Source organism: Streptomyces sp. NPDC093111 (genome assembly GCF_040683955.1).
GTDB lineage: Bacteria > Actinomycetota > Actinomycetes > Streptomycetales > Streptomycetaceae > Streptomyces.
The window spans coordinates 13,696-30,132 of sequence record NZ_JBFBNW010000001.1 but is presented as its reverse complement, the minus strand read 5'-3'; the positions used below and the strand labels follow the sequence as shown (position 1 = coordinate 30,132).

Below are 16,437 nucleotides of genomic sequence, written 5' to 3'. Positions count from 1 at the left end.
CGGTTGACACCGCCCCCTTCTTTCCACCACCCTTTCACTACTTGATTAGTGAAAGGGTGGTGGAAGAGCCCGTGCTCGCCTACCGCATCGACCGGCGCAGCGGCGTCGCCACGTACCTCCAGATCGTCCAGCAGACCAAGCAGGCCCTGCGCATGGGCCTGCTGGAGCCCGGCGACCGCCTGCCCACCGCGCGCGAGGTCGTCGAGGCCACGGCCATCAACCCCAACACGGTCCTCAAGGCCTACCGCGAGCTCGAACGCGAGGGCCTCGTCGAGGCCCGCCGCGGCCTCGGCACCTTCGTCCGCGCCACCCTCGGCACCGGCCCCGCCGACTCGCCCCTGCGCGGCGAACTCGCCGACTGGACCCGCCGGGCCCGCGCCGAGGGCCTCGGCCGCGAGGACGTCGCCGCGCTCTTCACATCCGTACTGGACACGTTCTACAAGGGGGACGACGCATGAGCACCACGACGGCGCTGGAGGCCGCCGGCCTCGGCATACGGTACGGGGGACGCGCCCGGCCCTGGGCCCTGCGCGACTGCTCCCTCGCCCTCCCCGCCGGCCGCGTCTGCGCCCTCGTCGGCCCCAACGGAGCCGGCAAGTCCAGCCTCCTGGGCCTCGCCGCGGGCCTGCTCCGGCCGACCGAGGGCACGATCACCGCGCCGCCGCGCGACCGCCTGGCGTACGTCGCCCAGGACAAGCCGCTGCACCCCAGACTCACCGTCGCCGACACCCTGCGCATGGGCCGCGAGCTCAACCCCGGCCGCTGGGACGAGGCCGCCGCCCGCGCCGTCCTCGCCGACGCGCTCGACCCGCGCGCCCTGGTCCGCGAACTCTCCGGCGGCCTGCGCACCCGCCTCGCGCTCGCCCTCGCCCTCGGCAAGCGCCCCGAGCTCCTGCTCCTGGACGAGCCGATGGCCGACCTCGACCCGCTGGCCCGCCGACAGCTGATGGGCCTGCTCATGGCCGACGCCGCCGAACGCGGCACCACCGTCGTCATGTCCTCGCACATCCTCACCGAGCTGGAGGGCACCTGCGACCACCTCCTGCTCCTCGCCGACGGCCGGATCCGCCTCGCCGGCTCCGTCGACGAGCTGCTCGCGGCGCACACCCTGCTCACCGGCCCCGTCGCCGACCTCGCCCCGCACACCGTGGTCGACACCCGCACGACGGGCCGTCAGCTCACCGCCCTGGTCCGCCGCGAGGGCCCCGTCGAAGGCCCGTGGGAAGCCGCCGACCCCACCCTGGAGGACCTCCTCCTCGCCCACCTCCGCACCACCGAAGGAGTCGCCGCGTGAGCGCCCTCGCCCTCAAGGGCCCGTCCTGGGTGACGGTCCGCCAGTACCGGCGCACCCTGTGGACCACCGCCGGCCTGGTCCTGCTGTCCCTCGCCGTGATCGGCGGCCTGCGCGTCTGGGACGGCCGGACCCCCGACGTGCGCCTCCCCGACGGCACCTGGGCGCCCGCCGACGAGAGCCGCGGGTACGAGACCCTGCGCATCGCCATGGAGTACGCGGGCACCGGCCTGCTCCTCCTGCCGCTGCTCGTCGGCGCCTTCGTGGCCGGCCCCCTGATCGCCCGCGAGTTCGAGTCCGGCACCTACCGGCTCGGCCTCACCCAGTCGGTCACCCCGACGGCCTGGCTCCGCGCCAAGGTCGTCACCACCGCGGTCACCGCCCTCGCGGCCACCCTCGCCCTCATCGGCGTCTACCGGCTCGGCTGGGGCCGCGTCGCGGGCACGTACCAGCTCGCCTGGAGCGACCGCGGCCCGTACGAGGGCACCGGGATCGTGCTCGTCGGCTACGTCCTCGCCGCCGTCGCCGTCGGCACCCTCGTCGGCCTGCTGGTCCGGCGCACCCTCCTCGCGATGGCGGTCACCGGCCTCGTCACCGGCCTGGTCCTGTTCGTCCTCGGCGGCCTGCGCTGGAGCTTCCTCGGCGTCGAGACGATCACCGGACCCGTCGACGTGGTGCGGGGCCCCCTGCTCGTACCGGACGGCGGCCTCATGATGGACACCGGCCTGCTCACCCGCGACGGGCACCGCATCGCGGAATGGTCCTGCCTCGAAGGGAACAACCCCCCGGCCTGCTGGGCCTCCAAGAACGTCACCGGCCAGTACCTCGACTACCACCCGCAGTCCCACTTCTGGCCCACCCAGCTCGCCGAGACCGGCATCCTCCTCGCCCTCGCCGCCCTCGCCCTCCTCGCGGCCTTCCGCGTCCTGCGCGCCCGGCACCCGTAGCGCGCCCCCCGGCCGGCGCCCCGGCGGCGGCGGAGACGCAGGTGGCGGGGTCCATGCGGCCCCGCCCCCGATTCCCGAACGACACGTCCCCGTTACCGGCCATTCAGACGCGCTTGCGACGCTCACGCAATGAAGCGCTCCGTGTCCGCCCTTCCCAAGGGGAGACTTCCCTCCCCCACGGCCCGCTCCGACGCGCCCCACCAGCCCTTCGCGCGGAAGAATGGGACCATGAGCCAGCAGCCCGCCGAGGTCCCGGTCCAGCCGTCCGCGAAGGCGTCCACGAAGTCCCCCCAGCCGTCCCTGGGATCCATAGCCGCTCACCGGCCGCACGCCGTCAACGGCGCGGCCACCAGCGACCTCGAACCCGATCTGGACGCCGACCTCGACGCGTACGAGGACGACGACAGCGCAGGGGAACTCCCCCAGGGCCGCTTCCTCGACCGGGAGCGCAGCTGGCTCGCCTTCAACGAGCGGGTGCTCGAACTCGCCGAGGACCCCCAGACACCCCTCCTCGAACGGGCGAACTTCCTCGCGATCTTCGCGTCGAACCTCGACGAGTTCTTCATGGTCCGCGTCGCCGGCCTCAAGCGCCGCATCGCCACCGGCGTCGCCACCCGCTCCGCCTCCGGCCTCCAGCCCCGCGAGGTGCTCGACCTCATCTGGACCCGCTCGCGCGAGCTCATGGCCCGGCACGCCGCCTGCTACCAGCAGGACGTCGCCCCGGCCCTCGCCGACGAAGGCATCCACCTCATCCGCTGGCCCGAGCTCACCGAGAAGGAGCAGGCCCGCCTCTTCACCCTGTTCCGCCAGCAGATCTTCCCGGTCCTCACCCCGCTGGCCGTGGACCCCGCGCACCCCTTCCCGTACATCTCCGGGCTCTCCCTCAACCTCGCGGTCGTCGTCCGCAACCCCGTCAGCGGCCACCGCCACTTCGCGCGCGTCAAGGTCCCGCCGCTGCTCTCCCGCTTCCTGGAGGCCTCCCCCGAGCGGTACGTCCCGCTGGAGGACGTCATCGCCGCGCACCTGGAGGAGCTCTTCCCCGGCATGGAGGTGCTCGCGCACCACATGTTCCGGGTGACCCGCAACGAGGACCTGGAGGTCGAGGAGGACGACGCCGAGAACCTGCTCCAGGCCCTGGAGAAGGAACTCATGCGCCGCCGCTTCGGGCCGCCGGTGCGCCTGGAGGTCGAGGAGTCCATCGACCCCTACGTCCTCGACCTCCTCGTCCGCGAGCTGAAGATCTCCGACGCCGAGGTCTACCCGCTGCCCGGCCCGCTCGACCTCACCGGCCTCTTCGGCATCGCCTCCCTCGACCGGCCCGAGCTGAAGTACCCCAAGTTCGTCGCCGGCACCCACCGCGACCTCGCCGAGGTCGAGTCCGCCTCCGCGCCCGACATCTTCGCCGCGGTCCGCGAACGGGACGTGCTCCTGCACCACCCGTACGACTCCTTCTCCACCTCCGTCCAGGCCTTCCTGGAGCAGGCGGCGGGCGACCCCGACGTCCTCGCGATCAAGCAGACGCTGTACCGCACCTCCGGCGACTCCCCGATCGTCGACGCCCTCATAGACGCCGCCGAATCCGGCAAGCAGGTCCTCGTCCTCGTCGAGATCAAGGCCCGCTTCGACGAGCAGGCCAACATCAAGTGGGCCCGCAAGCTGGAAGAGGCCGGCTGCCACGTCGTCTACGGCCTGGTCGGCCTCAAGACCCACTGCAAGCTGTCCCTGGTGGTACGCCAGGAGGGCGAGGTCCTGCGCCGCTACTCGCACGTCGGCACCGGCAACTACCACCCCAAGACCGCCCGGCTCTACGAGGACCTCGGCCTGCTCACCGCGGACCCGCAGGTCGGCGCCGACCTCTCCGACCTGTTCAACCGGCTCTCCGGCTACTCCCGCCGCGAGACCTACCGCCGCCTGCTCACCGCCCCCAAGTCGCTCCGCGACGGCCTGGTCTCCCGCATCAACAAGGAGGTCGCCCACCACCGCGCCGGGCGGCCCGCCTACGTCAAGATCAAGGTCAACTCGCTCGTCGACGAGGCGATCATCGACGCCTGCTACCGGGCCTCCCAGGCCGGCGTCCCCGTCGACATCTGGGTCCGCGGCATCTGCGCCGTACGCCCCGGCGTCGAAGGACTCTCCGACAACATCCGGGTCCGCTCGATCCTCGGGCGCTTCCTGGAGCACTCCCGGGTCTTCGCCTTCGCCAACGGCGGCGAACCCGAGGTCTGGCTCGGCAGCGCCGACATGATGCACCGCAACCTGGACCGGCGGATCGAGGCCCTCGTACGGGTCTCCGACCCCGCCCACCGGGCCGCCCTGACCCGGCTCATGGAGACCGGGATGTCCGACACCACCTCCTCCTGGCACCTCGGCCCGGACGGGATCTGGACGCGCCACGCGACCGACCCCGAAGGCCAGCCGCTGCGGCACGTCCAGGAGATGCTCATCGACGCGCGGAGGCGCCGGCGTGCACAACCCTGACATCACCTCCGAGGTCTCGGCCGGCGAGGTGCTCACCCCCTATCTGCACGCGCGGGCCGCGGACTTCCTCCGCGGCCTGCGCCTGCACGGCGACAGCGGCGCCGACACCGCCGGCGCCGAAGAGGCCACCCGTACGCTGCGGGCCGCCGCCCGCCGCATCAGCGGGACCCTCCACACCTTCCGGCCGCTCCTCGACGCCCCCTGGGCCGACCAGCTCCGCACCGAGCTCGCCTGGCTCTCCGGCACCCTCGCCCTGGAGCACGCCTGCACCTCCCGCCTGGTCCGGCTGGTGGACGCCCTGTCCCGCCTGTCGAACGGCGGCCCCGGCCTGACGGTCCCCGCCGCCCGCCGCACCGAGAGCACCGGCCCCGGCCTCACCGTCGGCGCCGCCCGGGCCGGCGCCCTCCTCGAACGCCAGCTCACCCTCGCCCGCACCCGGGCCCACTCCGCCGCCCTCCAGGCCCTCGGCTCCTCCCGCTTCCACGCCGTCGCGGACTCCGTCGCCCTGCTCGCCTCCGAGGTCCCCCTCGGCCCGGCCGGCGCCGCCCCCGCCCTCGACGTCCTGGACGCCCCCGCCGCCGGCCTGGAACACCGCCTCCTCGACGCGGTCGCCGCCCTCCCGCTGACCCGCGCGGCCCACCCGTACAACGCCGAGGCCCTCGCCCTCGCCGCCGGCGAGAACCAGGACGCGCCCTGGCACCACACCCGCGCCCTGCTCCGCCTGCACCGCTACGCCGGCGAGGTCCTGCACGCCGGCGCCGAACCCGACCCGGTCCTCTACGAGGCCGGCCGGGCCCTCGACCGCCACCGCGACGCCGCCGAAGCCGCCGCGGCCGCCGCCACCGCCGCCCGCACCCCCCGCATCGCCCCGGCCACCGCCTACGCCCTCGGCGTCCTCCACGCCGACCAGCGCCACGACGTCGAAGCCTCCCGCTTCGCCTTCCAGCGCGCCTGGTCCCGCACCACGGCGGGCGTCCCGTGATCCTCGCCGCGGGCTGCGTCCTCTGGCGCCCGGCGGCGTCGGGGCGGGGGGTCGAGATCGCCCTGGTCCACCGCCCGAAATACGGCGACTGGTCGCACCCGAAGGGGAAGCTGAAGCGCGGCGAGTCGATACGCGCCTGCGCGCTGCGCGAGGTACGGGAGGAGACGGGCCACGCCTGCGAGCTGGGCGCCCGCCTCCCCACCCTCCGCTACCCCGTGAACGGGGAGCCCAAGGAGGTCAGCTACTGGGCCGCGCGCGCCCTCGACGGAGCCTTCGCGCCCTCCCGCGAGGTCGACGTCCTCGTCTGGCTCGCCCCCGCCGCCGCCCGGGCCCGGCTCACCCAGCCCCGGGACCGCGAACTCCTCGACGCGCTCCTCGCTACAACGACCAGGTAACGGTCCGCACCTCACCTTCCGGCACGGTTCACTTCCCGTTCACCCTCCCCCGTCGACCGCTTCACCTGTTCTGCCTAATTTCGGCCGTACAAGGTGCACAGCACAGTGCCGCACCCCACCACTCCGACACGCGCCGCCGTACAACGTCCAGGACAGCAAGGTCCACGGCAGGCGGCTTCTGGAAGGAACACCCGAAAGTGAAGCTTTCGCGAAACGGGCTTCGCGCCTCCGCGATCGGTGCCCTCGTCGTCTCCGGCGCGCTCGTCCTCTCGGCGTGTGGTTCGGACAACAACAACGAGCCCACCAAGGACGGTGGCAAGACCTCCGCCGCCGCGTCGAACGTCAAGTGCGACGGCGCGAAGGGCCAGCTCCTGGCCGCCGGCTCCAGCGCGCAGAAGAACGCGATGGACCTGTGGGTCAAGAACTTCCAGGCCGCCTGCTCCGGCGTCGAGGTCAACTACCAGGCCATCGGCTCGGGTGGTGGCATCACCAAGTTCAACCAGGGCCAGGTCACCTTCGCCGGCTCCGACTCCGCCCTCAAGGACGAAGAGGTCGCCGAGTCGCAGAAGATCTGCAAGGGCGGCAAGGGCATCAACCTGCCGATGGTCGGCGGCCCCATCGCCATCGGCTACAAGCTGGACGGCGTGGACAACCTCGTCCTGGACGCCCCCACCCTGGCCAAGATCTTCGACACGAAGATCACCAAGTGGAACGACCCGGCGATCGCCAAGCTGAACCCGAGCGCCAAGCTGCCGGACTCCACCATCCAGGCCTTCCACCGCTCGGACGAGTCGGGCACCACCCAGAACCTGGGCAAGTACCTCTCGGCCACCGCGAAGGCCGACTGGAAGTACGACCCGAAGACGAAGTCGTGGCCCGCCCCGGGCGGCCAGGCCGCCAACGGCTCCTCCGGTGTCGCCACCGCGGTCAAGGACGCCGAGGGCTCCATCGGCTACTTCGAGCTCTCCTACGCCACCGCCAACAAGATCTCCACGGTCAGCATCAACACCGGTGCCGCCGCCCCGGTCGCCGCCACCACGGAGAACGCCTCCAAGGCCATCGCCGCCGCCAAGGTCAAGGGCACCGGCAGCGACCTGGCCCTCTCCCTCGACTACACGACCAAGGCCGAGGGCGCCTACCCGATCACCCTGGTCACGTACGAGATCGCCTGCGACAAGGGCAACAAGGCGGAGACCCTGCCGACCCTGAAGGCCTTCCTGAACTACACCGCCAGCGAGGAGGGCCAGAAGGTCCTCTCCGACGCCGGCTACGCCCCGCTTCCGGCCGAGATCGCGGCCAAGGTCCGCGAGATCGTCCCCACCCTGTCCTGACCCCCGGCCGGGGCCGGCCCCTCACCTCCCGTGGAGGGGCCGGCCCCGGCATCCGGTGCACCGCCGCCAGGAGCCCGTACGCCCCCCCGTACCGGCCCCGCAGACCGGAGAAGCAGATGGCTACGACATCACCCGACACACCTGACATACGGAGCAGCCGCCGCGCCAAGAGCGTGGGCCGCGCCGCGGACCGCGTCTTCAGCGGTCTGTCCCGCGGCTCCGGCATCACCCTCCTCGTGATCATGGCCGCGATCGCGGTCTTCCTCACGTACCGCGCCGTCCTCGCGATCTCGCAGGACAGCACCAACTTCTTCACGACCTTCGAGTGGAACCCCGCCGCGAACCCGCCGGTCTTCGGCATCGCGGTCCTCGCCTTCGGCACGGTCGTGTCCTCGGTGATCGCCATGGCGATCGCCGTGCCCGTCGCGATCGGCATCGCGCTCTTCATCTCGCACTACGCCCCGCGCAAGCTGGCCAAGCCGCTCGCGTACGTGGTCGACCTGCTCGCCGCCGTCCCCAGCATCATCTACGGCCTCTGGGGCGCGATCTTCCTCGTCCCGTACCTGGACGGCCTGAACCAGTGGCTCGACCAGTACCTGGGCTGGACGTACATCTTCGACAAGTCCAGCGACGGCGTCGCCCGCAACCTGTTCACCGTCGGCATCCTGCTGGCGATCATGATCCTCCCGATCATCACCAACGTGACCCGCGAGGTCTTCCTCCAGGTCCCGCGCATGCACGAGGAAGCCGCGCTCGCCCTCGGCGCCACGCGCTGGGAGGTCATCCGCATGTCGGTGCTGCCCTTCGGCCGCTCCGGCATCATCTCCGCCTCCATGCTCGGCCTCGGCCGCGCCCTCGGCGAGACGATGGCCGTCGCCGTCGTCCTCTCCCCCAGCTTCGTCCTCTCGGGCCACCTCCTCGACCCGGGCGGCGGCACCTTCGCGCAGAACATCGCCGCGAAGTTCAACGAGGCCAACGAGTTCGGCCGGGACGCCCTGATCGCCTCGGGCCTCGTCCTCTTCGTCATCACCCTGCTGGTCAACGGCGCCGCTCGCATGATCATCGCGCGCCGCAAGGAGTACTCGGGGGCGAACGCATGAGCCACGCCATACAGGAACGTCCGGTCGCCTCGGTCGGCCCGCGCCGCTCCCTCTCCCACGCCCGGCTCCCGCGCTGGACCCCCGCCGCCGTCGCCGTCGGCTCGATCGCCGCGGGCTGCGGCATCGGCCTCGCCGCCGGCTGGCACAGCAAGGTCCAGTGGGGCCTGATCGCCGGACTGCTCTTCGTCCTCGCCACCTACGCGATCACCACCAAGGTCGAGGGCTCCCGCCAGGCCAGGGACCGCGTCGCGACCAGCCTCGTCTGGGTCTGCTTCGTCCTCGCCGTGGTCCCGCTGCTCTCCCTCGGCTGGGTCACCCTCAGCAAGGGCCTGGAAGTCCTCGACCCGTACTTCCTCAGCCACTCGATGAACGGCGTCCTCGACGCCGAGGCGGGCGGCGGTCTCTACCACGCCCTGCTCGGCACCATCGAGCAGGTCGCCATCGCGACGCTGATCGCCGCCCCCATCGGACTGCTGACCGCGGTCTACCTCGTCGAGTACGGCGGCGGGAAGCTGGCCCAGGCCGTCACCTTCTTCGTCGACGTCATGACGGGCATCCCCTCGATCGTCGCGGGTCTGTTCATCCTCGCCACCTGGAACCTGATGCTGGGCTTCGGGCCCTCCGGGTTCGCCGGCGCGATGGCCCTCGCGATCCTGATGATGCCGGTCGTCGTCCGCTCCACCGAAGAGATGCTGAAGCTCGTCCCCAACGAGCTGCGCGAGGCCTCCCTCGCCCTCGGCGTCCCCAAGTGGCGCACGATCCTCAAGGTGGTCCTGCCCACCGCGATCGGCGGCATCACCACGGGCGTCATGCTCGCGGTCGCCCGCATCACCGGTGAGACGGCCCCCGTGCTGCTCCTCGTGTTCGGTACGAAGCTCATCAACCCGAACCCCTTCGAAGGCGCCCAGTCCTCCCTGCCGCTCTACGTGTACGAGCAGTACGCGGTCGGCACCGACGCCGCCGTGGCCCGCGCCTGGGCCGCCGCGCTCGTCCTGATCGCCTTCGTCATGATCCTCAACATGGTGGCCCGCGGCATCGCCCGCTGGAAGGCCCCCAAGACCGGCCGCTGACGCGGTCACCCTGGAAGTGAACTGATATGGCCAAGCGAATCGACGTCAGCGGCCTCTCCGCCTACTACGGCAACCACAAGGCGATCGACGACATCTCCATGACCGTCGAGCCCCGCTCCGTGACGGCCTTCATCGGCCCGTCCGGCTGCGGCAAGTCCACCTTCCTGCGCACCCTGAACCGCATGCACGAGGTCACCCCCGGCGGCCGCGTCGAGGGCAAGGTGATGCTGGACGACGAGAACCTGTACGGCGCCAACGTCGACCCCGTCGCGGTGCGCCGCACGGTCGGCATGGTCTTCCAGCGCCCCAACCCCTTCCCCACCATGTCGATCTTCGACAACGTGGCGGCGGGCCTGCGCCTCAACGGCAGCTACAAGAAGTCCGAGCTCGCCGACATCGTCGAGCGCTCCCTCAAGGGCGCCAACCTGTGGAACGAGGTCAAGGACCGCCTCAACAAGCCGGGCTCCGGCCTCTCCGGCGGCCAGCAGCAGCGCCTGTGCATCGCCCGCGCCATCGCCGTCGAGCCCGACGTCCTGCTGATGGACGAGCCCTGCTCGGCGCTCGACCCGATCTCGACGCTGGCGATCGAGGACCTCATCGGCGAGCTCAAGGAGCGCTTCACGATCGTCATCGTGACGCACAACATGCAGCAGGCCGCCCGCGTCTCGGACCGCACGGCCTTCTTCAACCTGGCGGCCGTCGGCCAGCCCGGCAAGCTGATCGAGCTCGACGACACCGAGCGGATCTTCTCCAACCCGAGCGTCCAGGCGACCGAGGACTACATCTCCGGCCGCTTCGGATAAGCCCTCGGGAACGGGCCCGGACGACTCGTCCGGCCCCCCAAGGACCGTCGTACGGCGCTGCATGGCGGTGCCGCCGTATGACGCACAAGGGCCCGGCTCCCCCACAGGGGAGCCGGGCCCAACCACGTGGTGCGCGGTTCCTAGCCGAAGAACAGCGCCACGACGTAGTAGCTCAGCGCGGCCACCAGACCCGCGGCCGGCATGGTGATGAACCAGCCGAGGACGATGTTCTTGGCGACGCCCCAGCGGACCGCGTTGACGCGCTTGGTGGCGCCCACACCCATGATCGCCGAGGTGATGACATGGGTGGTGGAGATCGGCGCGTGGAACAGGAACGCCGAGCCGAACATGATCGAGGCGCCGGTGGTCTCCGCGGCGAAGCCCTGCGGCGGGTCCAGCTCGATGATCTTGCGGCCGAGGGTCCGCATGATCCGCCAGCCGCCGGCGTAGGTGCCGAGCGAGAGCATCATGGCGCAGACGATCTTCACCCAGACCGGGATGTCGTCGCCCTGCTGCTGCACATCGGCGATGACCAGCGCCATCACCACGATGCCCATGGTCTTCTGCGCGTCCTGCAGACCGTGGCCGAGGGCCATGCCGGCCGCCGAGACGGTCTGCGCGATGCGGAAGCCACGCTTGGCCTTGTGCGGGTTGGCCTTGCGGAAGAGCCACAGGATCACGCACATGACCAGGTAACCGGCGAGGAGACCGATCACCGGCGAGACGAACATCGGGATGACGACCTTGTCGAGCACGCCCGACCAGATCACCTCCGTGCCGCCCGCGAGCGCCGCGCCCACCATGCCGCCGAACAGGGCGTGCGAGGAGGAGGACGGCAGACCGAAGTACCAGGTGACGAGGTTCCAGATGATCGCGCCGACCAGCGCGGCGAAGAGGATGCCCATCCCCTTGTCGCCGTGCGGCGTCTCGATCAGGCCCTCGCTGACGGTCTTGGCGACCCCGCTGCCGAGGAACGCGCCCGCCAGGTTCATGACCGCGGCCATCGCGAGCGCCGCCCGGGGCGTCAGCGCCCGGGTCGACACCGAGGTGGCGATGGCGTTGGCGGAGTCGTGGAAGCCGTTCGTATACGTGAAGCCGAGCGCGACACCGATGGTCACGATCAGAGCGAAGGTGTCCACGAAGCTCAGGACTCCTTGACCGCGATGGTCTCCACGGTGTTGGCCACGTGCTCGAAGGCGTCGGCCGCCTCTTCCAGCACATCCACGATCTGCTTGAGCTTCAGCACCTCGATGGCGTCGTACTTGCCGTTGAAGAGGTGCGCGAGCAGCTTGCGGTGGATCTGGTCGGCCTGGTTCTCCAGCCGGTTGACCTCGATCCAGTACTCCGTGAGGTTCGCCATGGTCCGCAGGTTCGGCATGGCCTCGGCGGTGAGCTCGGCGGCCCGGGCCAGCACCTCGATCTGCTGCTCGACGCCCTTCGGGAGCTCCTCCACGTTGTAGAGGACGACCAGGTCGACGGCCTCCTCCATGAAGTCCATGATGTCGTCGAGGGAGGACGCGAGGGAGTAGATGTCCTCGCGGTCGAACGGCGTGATGAACGAGGAGTTCAGCTGGTGGAAGATGGCGTGGGTCGCGTCGTCGCCGGCGTGCTCCGCTGCCCGCATCCGTTCCGCGATCTCGGCCCGGGCGGAGGTGTCCGCTCCGAGCAGTTCCATCAGGAGCTTGGCGCCCGTGACGATGTTGTCCGCGGACGCGGCGAACATGTCATAGAAGCTCGTCTCCCTGGGGGTCAGACGAAATCGCACGTGGGGTCCTCGGGGTGCTGGGTTTCGGTCAGGCTGATGCTAGGCGCATCATCCGGCCACGGCTAACCGGCGTCCCTTCAGTGTCCTCCATCAGGCAGAGTGATCTGCACGGGGCCCGCACGGTTTCCGCGGGGATCGGTACCATATACCCACGAGGGGTATACCCACCCTTTCTGGACAACGGGAGGACGCGATGACGACCACCGAGGCGGACCAGCTCACCCCCGAGGCCGCCACCACCGACCCGGCGGGCGACCCCTCGGTCGGCGCCGCCGCCGGCACGGACCACGACCACGGCGTGCACGGCTACCACAAGCAGAAGGACGAGCACCTCAAGCGGCTGCGCCGCATCGAGGGGCAGATCCGCGGGCTCCAGCGCATGGTCGACGAGGACGTCTACTGCATCGACATCCTCACCCAGGTCTCGGCCTCCACGAAGGCCCTCCAGTCCTTCGCGCTCCAGCTCCTGGAGGAGCACCTGCGCCACTGCGTCGCGGACGCGGCCACCAAGGGCGGCGACGAGATCGAGGCGAAGGTCGAGGAGGCCACCAAGGCCATCGCCCGCATGATGCGCACCTGAGACCCGCGCGCGGGGCGCACCGCGACGCGGGCGCCCGGCCGCGCGGGCCAGTGCGCCCGCCCCATGCCGACCCGGACGCGGGCTAGTGCGCCCGCCCGGCGCCGACCCGGAGCACCTCGTCGATGCGGTCGGCGCTCAGCCGCTCCTCGACGGCGGCCGAGGCCGCGATGATCAGCTCACCGCACAGTTCGATCTCGGCCAGGGCGATGCGCTCGGGATCGCTGAGCGTGGTCGCGGTGGCGGGCGGCGGAGCCATGCGCATTCACCTCTTCCTGCCGGCGTCGGTCTCCCAGCGTAGGGAGCGCCCTACGGACCGCACATGACACGTCCGGACCATTTGCCGATGGCCAGGGCGGGACCCGGCCCGGGGGCCGGTCAGACCTTGATCTTCCCGGCGTAGATGTCCTCGTGGTCCGGCAGCGTCACCGTCACCCGCGCCCCGAACCCGTACAGCAGCGTGGTCGACGCGACCGCGACCGTGCGCCCCTGGTTGCTGAAACTGAACTGGTGGCGCACCTTCCGCAGCAGCCCCTCCCCGTCCAGATACGCGTCGAAGGGCACCGCGTCCGTGGTGAACCCTTTCGCCGCGGCGGCCAGCGCCCCGCGGACCTGCGGGGAGGCGTGCCGGGCCGCCACCGCGATGTCGGCGACGCCCCGGTAGTGGCGCACCTTCACCCCCGCGAGATCCACCTCGCCCAGGTACGCCACCGTGCGGGCGCCGCGCAGCAGCTCGGCGGCGGCGGCCGGGTCGGTGGCGCCGCCGGTGACGAGGTTGCCGTCGTCGAGGGTGGTGGTGTCGACCCGTACCCACTTGTCGGCGGGGACGCCCGCGCCCCGGTTCTTCATGTAGAGCGCGCCGGGCGCCAGGAGCTCCGTGATGGGCCGGTGCTCGCTCTCGCCCGCGGCGTCCTTGGGGAGGATCACCTGGAGCGTGCCGGTGCGGCGGCGGAAGTCGTAGCCGCCCTCGCCGCGGATGGTGACGCGGGTGCCGCCGGAGGCCATCTCCATGGAGGTGCTGGTCCGGGACGATCCGGCACGGGCGAGCGCCTCGGCCGCGCCCCGGACGGCCCGCGCCGGATCGCCGCCCGGCTCGGCGTCGTCCCGGGGGGCCGCGCAGCCGCCGGCGGCCACCGTTCCGAGCAGGGCCGCGGCGACGGCCCATGCGCCGCCCGCGTGTCCGTTCCGCACCACCATCGCCTGCCAACCCCCAACGCCGTACCGTTGTCCGTCCGGGTCCCACCCGTCCGGATAACGACGGTCGGGGCGGCCCGTCACGCGCAGTACGGTGGAGAGCGTGCATCACACGGAGACCACGGAACGCGGCTCGTTCGCGACGGCCCGGTGCAGTTGCGGATGGACGGGCCCGGCCCGCAGATCACGCGAGCGGGCCCGTACGGACGCGACGGAACATCAGGCGTCCGCAGAATCCTGAGGGGCTCGCCCACGGGTCCGGAGGGGCTTCTCCCTACGGGCCCTGAAGAGACCTCCCCACGGATCCCTGGAGGCCCCCTACGGGCCCCGAGACCCTCCTAGGCGGCGAGGTCCCGTTCCCCGGAGCCGAGCCGGGACTCCGGCATACCCACCGTTTCGGCCACCGCCAGGCGGTCGGCGGCGCGCCGCGAGCGGACCAGGCGGGCACCGCGCGGGGAGCGGGCGACGGCCGAGACGACCGGGGTGAGCAGGGCGAGCGCGGGCGGCGCGAGGAGCAGCGCGGCGGCGGTGCCGAGGGCGAGGCCGCCGACGACGTCGGTCGGGTAGTGCACGCCCATGTAGACGCGGCAGAACGCCTCGGTGAGCGCGAGGCCGATGGCGACGAGGCCGAACCTGCGGTGGGCGACGAAGATCCCGACGGCGACGGCCATCGCCATGGTGGCGTGGTCGCTGACGAAGGAGTAGTCGGTCTTGCCGTCGACGAGGACCTCGAGCCCCTGGTGGTCGTTGAACGGCCGGGGCCGTTCGACGAACCCGCGGATCGGGATGTTCACCAGCAGCGCGACGCCGGCCGCGAGCGGGGCCCAGATCAGCGCGGCGAGCCCGGCGACCGAGTCGGCCGGGGTGCCCCGGCGGCGGACGCTCCACCAGCAGCCGAGCGCGACGAGGACGAGGCCGAGCATGATGCCGTACTCGCCCACGAAGCCCATGACGCGGTCGAACCACGGCGGAGCGGCCTTCGCCAGCCCGTTGATGTCGTAGAGCAGGCTGACATCGGGGTTCGAACCGTCCGATGCGAGTCCAGCCATCTGCTGCTGCCCCTTGCTGTGTGTGGGTGGTGTCCAAACCCCCGTGATCGGAGTGGTCGGATCGGTGAACGATCCGCCCGAAGGCAGCGTTCCGCTCTCCACCCAAGATCACGTGGACGTTATCGAAAGGTGACGGGTCGTCGCAGCCCGGGGCCCCGTCCCGACGGAGAGTTCCGGCCAGGCCCGGCCACCCCGCGCTACTGCGGAAGTCCGGTGGGCAGCGCGGCCGCCCCGTCCTTCGTCACCCGGGTCGCCCCGAAGTAGTCGGGCGTGTCGATCCGGTCGAAGCGGATCACCGCCCCGGTCCGCGGGGCGTCGATCATGTAGCCGCCGCCCACGTAGATGCCGACGTGCCTGATGGCACGCGAATTGGTCAGGTCGTCGGAGAAGAAGACCAGGTCCCCCGGCAGCAGTTCGTCACGGCCGGGGTGCGGCCCGGCGTTGTACTGGTCGTTCGCCACCCGCGGCAGCTCGATCCCGACCTCCTGGTACGCGGCCTGGGTCAGCCCCGAGCAGTCGAACCGGCCATTCTGCGCCGCCGTGCCCGTACCGCCCCACAGATACGGCGTGCCCAGCTTCTGCTGCGCGTAGTAGATCGCCCCGGCCGCCTGCCGCGAGGGGTCGACCCGGCCCACCGGGCGGGCGAAGCTCTTCTCCAGCGAGCGGATGATCCGCACGTAGTTCTGCGTCTCGCTGATCCGCGGCACCCCACCGGACCTGATGACCCGGTAGGCGCCGGCGTTGTACGCGGCCAGCATGTTGTTCGTGGGGTCCCCCGGCACGTCCTTCACGTACCCGGCGAGCTCGCAGTCGTACGAGGCGGCCGACGGGATCGCGTCCGCCGGGTCCCACACGTCCCGGTCCCCGTCCCCGTCCCCGTCGATGCCGTGACCGGCCCACGTGCCGGGGATGAACTGGGCGATGCCCCGGGCGTTCGCGGGCGAGACGATGGTCGGATTCCAGCCGCTCTCCTGGTAGAGCTGCGCGGCGAGCAGCGCGGGGTTGATGGCGGGGCAGAGGTTGCCCCACTTCTGCACCAGCCCCTGGTACGCGGCCGGCACGGCCCCCTTGGCGAGGGCGACGGTCCCGTTCCTGCCGTTCCCCGCGCCGCCGACGAGCCCGGCGGCGGCCGAGTACGTCCCGACGACGATCAGGGCGACAAAGCTGAGGCAGACACCGAACGCCCCCCCGGCCACCAGCCACGCTCCGCGCGCCTTACGCACCGTCAACCACCCCTCGGATCCTGGCAGTACGCCCCGCCGCGCCAGTCTAGGCGCGACCCCCTCACTCCGGCCCCTCCTGCGGCCCCGGAGCCTTCCGACGCGGCCCCAAAGGTGCCACAACGACAATCATTGCCCGGAGTCACCCTCCGTGATACACAGAGTGACCATACGCGTCTTCGCATACAAACCGGCCGCACCGTCGCAGGTCAAGACGGTCAGATCGGTCAAGTGT

At 71.4% G+C, this 16,437-nt stretch carries 17 protein-coding genes; 11 read left to right on the top strand and 6 right to left on the bottom strand.

All coding sequences use genetic code 11. From position 1 onward, the window contains the following. Positions 1-59: 59 nt before the first annotated feature. From AB0Q96_RS00155 to pstB, 10 genes are all read left to right on the top strand, one after another. Positions 60-458, top strand: a complete 399-nt coding sequence (locus tag AB0Q96_RS00155) for a GntR family transcriptional regulator (RefSeq protein WP_329422580.1) — start codon at positions 60-62, stop codon at positions 456-458. Further along, complete coding sequence (locus AB0Q96_RS00150) at positions 455-1,294, top strand: ABC transporter ATP-binding protein (protein WP_365320751.1); 840 nt, start codon at positions 455-457, stop codon at positions 1,292-1,294. The genes AB0Q96_RS00155 and AB0Q96_RS00150 overlap by 4 nt, the downstream gene beginning before the upstream one ends. Continuing rightward, positions 1,291-2,238 (top strand): ABC transporter permease, encoded by a 948-nt coding sequence (locus AB0Q96_RS00145; RefSeq protein ID WP_365320750.1) that lies wholly within the window; start codon positions 1,291-1,293, stop codon positions 2,236-2,238. The genes AB0Q96_RS00150 and AB0Q96_RS00145 overlap by 4 nt, the downstream gene beginning before the upstream one ends. A gap of 228 nt (positions 2,239-2,466) precedes the next feature. Beyond that, positions 2,467-4,716, top strand: a complete 2,250-nt coding sequence (locus tag AB0Q96_RS00140) for an RNA degradosome polyphosphate kinase (protein WP_365320749.1) — start codon at positions 2,467-2,469, stop codon at positions 4,714-4,716. Continuing rightward, complete coding sequence (locus tag AB0Q96_RS00135; RefSeq protein WP_365320748.1) at positions 4,703-5,698, top strand: CHAD domain-containing protein; 996 nt, start codon at positions 4,703-4,705, stop codon at positions 5,696-5,698. Before AB0Q96_RS00140 ends, AB0Q96_RS00135 begins: the two co-directional genes overlap by 14 nt. Then, a complete protein-coding gene (locus AB0Q96_RS00130) occupies positions 5,695-6,093 on the top strand; it encodes an NUDIX hydrolase (protein ID WP_365320747.1) in 399 nt (132 codons plus the stop codon). The genes AB0Q96_RS00135 and AB0Q96_RS00130 overlap by 4 nt, the downstream gene beginning before the upstream one ends. A gap of 197 nt (positions 6,094-6,290) precedes the next feature. After that, complete coding sequence (gene pstS / locus AB0Q96_RS00125; RefSeq protein WP_365320746.1) at positions 6,291-7,424, top strand: phosphate ABC transporter substrate-binding protein PstS; 1,134 nt, start codon at positions 6,291-6,293, stop codon at positions 7,422-7,424. Between the two features lie 116 nt (positions 7,425-7,540). Further along, positions 7,541-8,524 carry a phosphate ABC transporter permease subunit PstC gene (gene pstC / locus AB0Q96_RS00120; protein ID WP_365320745.1) on the top strand — a complete coding sequence of 328 codons (984 nt, stop codon included), beginning with the start codon at positions 7,541-7,543 and terminating at the stop codon, positions 8,522-8,524. Further along, on the top strand, positions 8,521-9,594 hold the full coding sequence (pstA, locus tag AB0Q96_RS00115) for a phosphate ABC transporter permease PstA (protein ID WP_365320744.1): 1,074 nt from the start codon (positions 8,521-8,523) through the stop codon (positions 9,592-9,594). Before pstC ends, pstA begins: the two co-directional genes overlap by 4 nt. A gap of 26 nt (positions 9,595-9,620) precedes the next feature. After that, entirely contained in the window at positions 9,621-10,397 is a 777-nt protein-coding gene (pstB, locus tag AB0Q96_RS00110; protein ID WP_365320743.1) for a phosphate ABC transporter ATP-binding protein PstB, read from the top strand. Between the two features lie 140 nt (positions 10,398-10,537). On the opposite strand, the gene AB0Q96_RS00105 is transcribed toward pstB, so the two are convergent. Both AB0Q96_RS00105 and AB0Q96_RS00100 read right to left on the bottom strand, forming a co-directional pair. Next, positions 10,538-11,536 (bottom strand): inorganic phosphate transporter, encoded by a 999-nt coding sequence (locus tag AB0Q96_RS00105; protein ID WP_365320742.1) that lies wholly within the window; start codon positions 11,534-11,536, stop codon positions 10,538-10,540. Positions 11,537-11,541: 5 nt separating this feature from the next. Next, positions 11,542-12,162, bottom strand: a complete 621-nt coding sequence (locus AB0Q96_RS00100) for a DUF47 family protein (RefSeq protein WP_365320741.1) — start codon at positions 12,160-12,162, stop codon at positions 11,542-11,544. 193 nt (positions 12,163-12,355) lie between these two features. On the opposite strand from AB0Q96_RS00100, the gene AB0Q96_RS00095 reads away from it, so the two are divergent. Continuing rightward, positions 12,356-12,742, top strand: a complete 387-nt coding sequence (locus AB0Q96_RS00095; protein ID WP_329422562.1) for a metal-sensitive transcriptional regulator — start codon at positions 12,356-12,358, stop codon at positions 12,740-12,742. 82 nt (positions 12,743-12,824) lie between these two features. On the opposite strand, the gene AB0Q96_RS00090 is transcribed toward AB0Q96_RS00095, so the two are convergent. The 4 genes from AB0Q96_RS00090 to AB0Q96_RS00075 form a co-directional block, all read right to left on the bottom strand. Then, positions 12,825-13,004, bottom strand: a complete 180-nt coding sequence (locus AB0Q96_RS00090) for a hypothetical protein (RefSeq protein WP_365320740.1) — start codon at positions 13,002-13,004, stop codon at positions 12,825-12,827. Positions 13,005-13,117: 113 nt separating this feature from the next. After that, positions 13,118-13,936 carry a hypothetical protein gene (locus AB0Q96_RS00085; RefSeq protein ID WP_365320739.1) on the bottom strand — a complete coding sequence of 273 codons (819 nt, stop codon included), beginning with the start codon at positions 13,934-13,936 and terminating at the stop codon, positions 13,118-13,120. A gap of 335 nt (positions 13,937-14,271) precedes the next feature. Continuing rightward, positions 14,272-14,982, bottom strand: coding sequence for a phosphatase PAP2 family protein (locus AB0Q96_RS00080; RefSeq protein ID WP_365320738.1), 711 nt, complete (start codon positions 14,980-14,982; stop codon positions 14,272-14,274). A gap of 197 nt (positions 14,983-15,179) precedes the next feature. After that, a complete protein-coding gene (locus tag AB0Q96_RS00075) occupies positions 15,180-16,211 on the bottom strand; it encodes a bifunctional lytic transglycosylase/C40 family peptidase (RefSeq protein ID WP_365320737.1) in 1,032 nt (343 codons plus the stop codon). Positions 16,212-16,437: the final 226 nt, after the last annotated feature.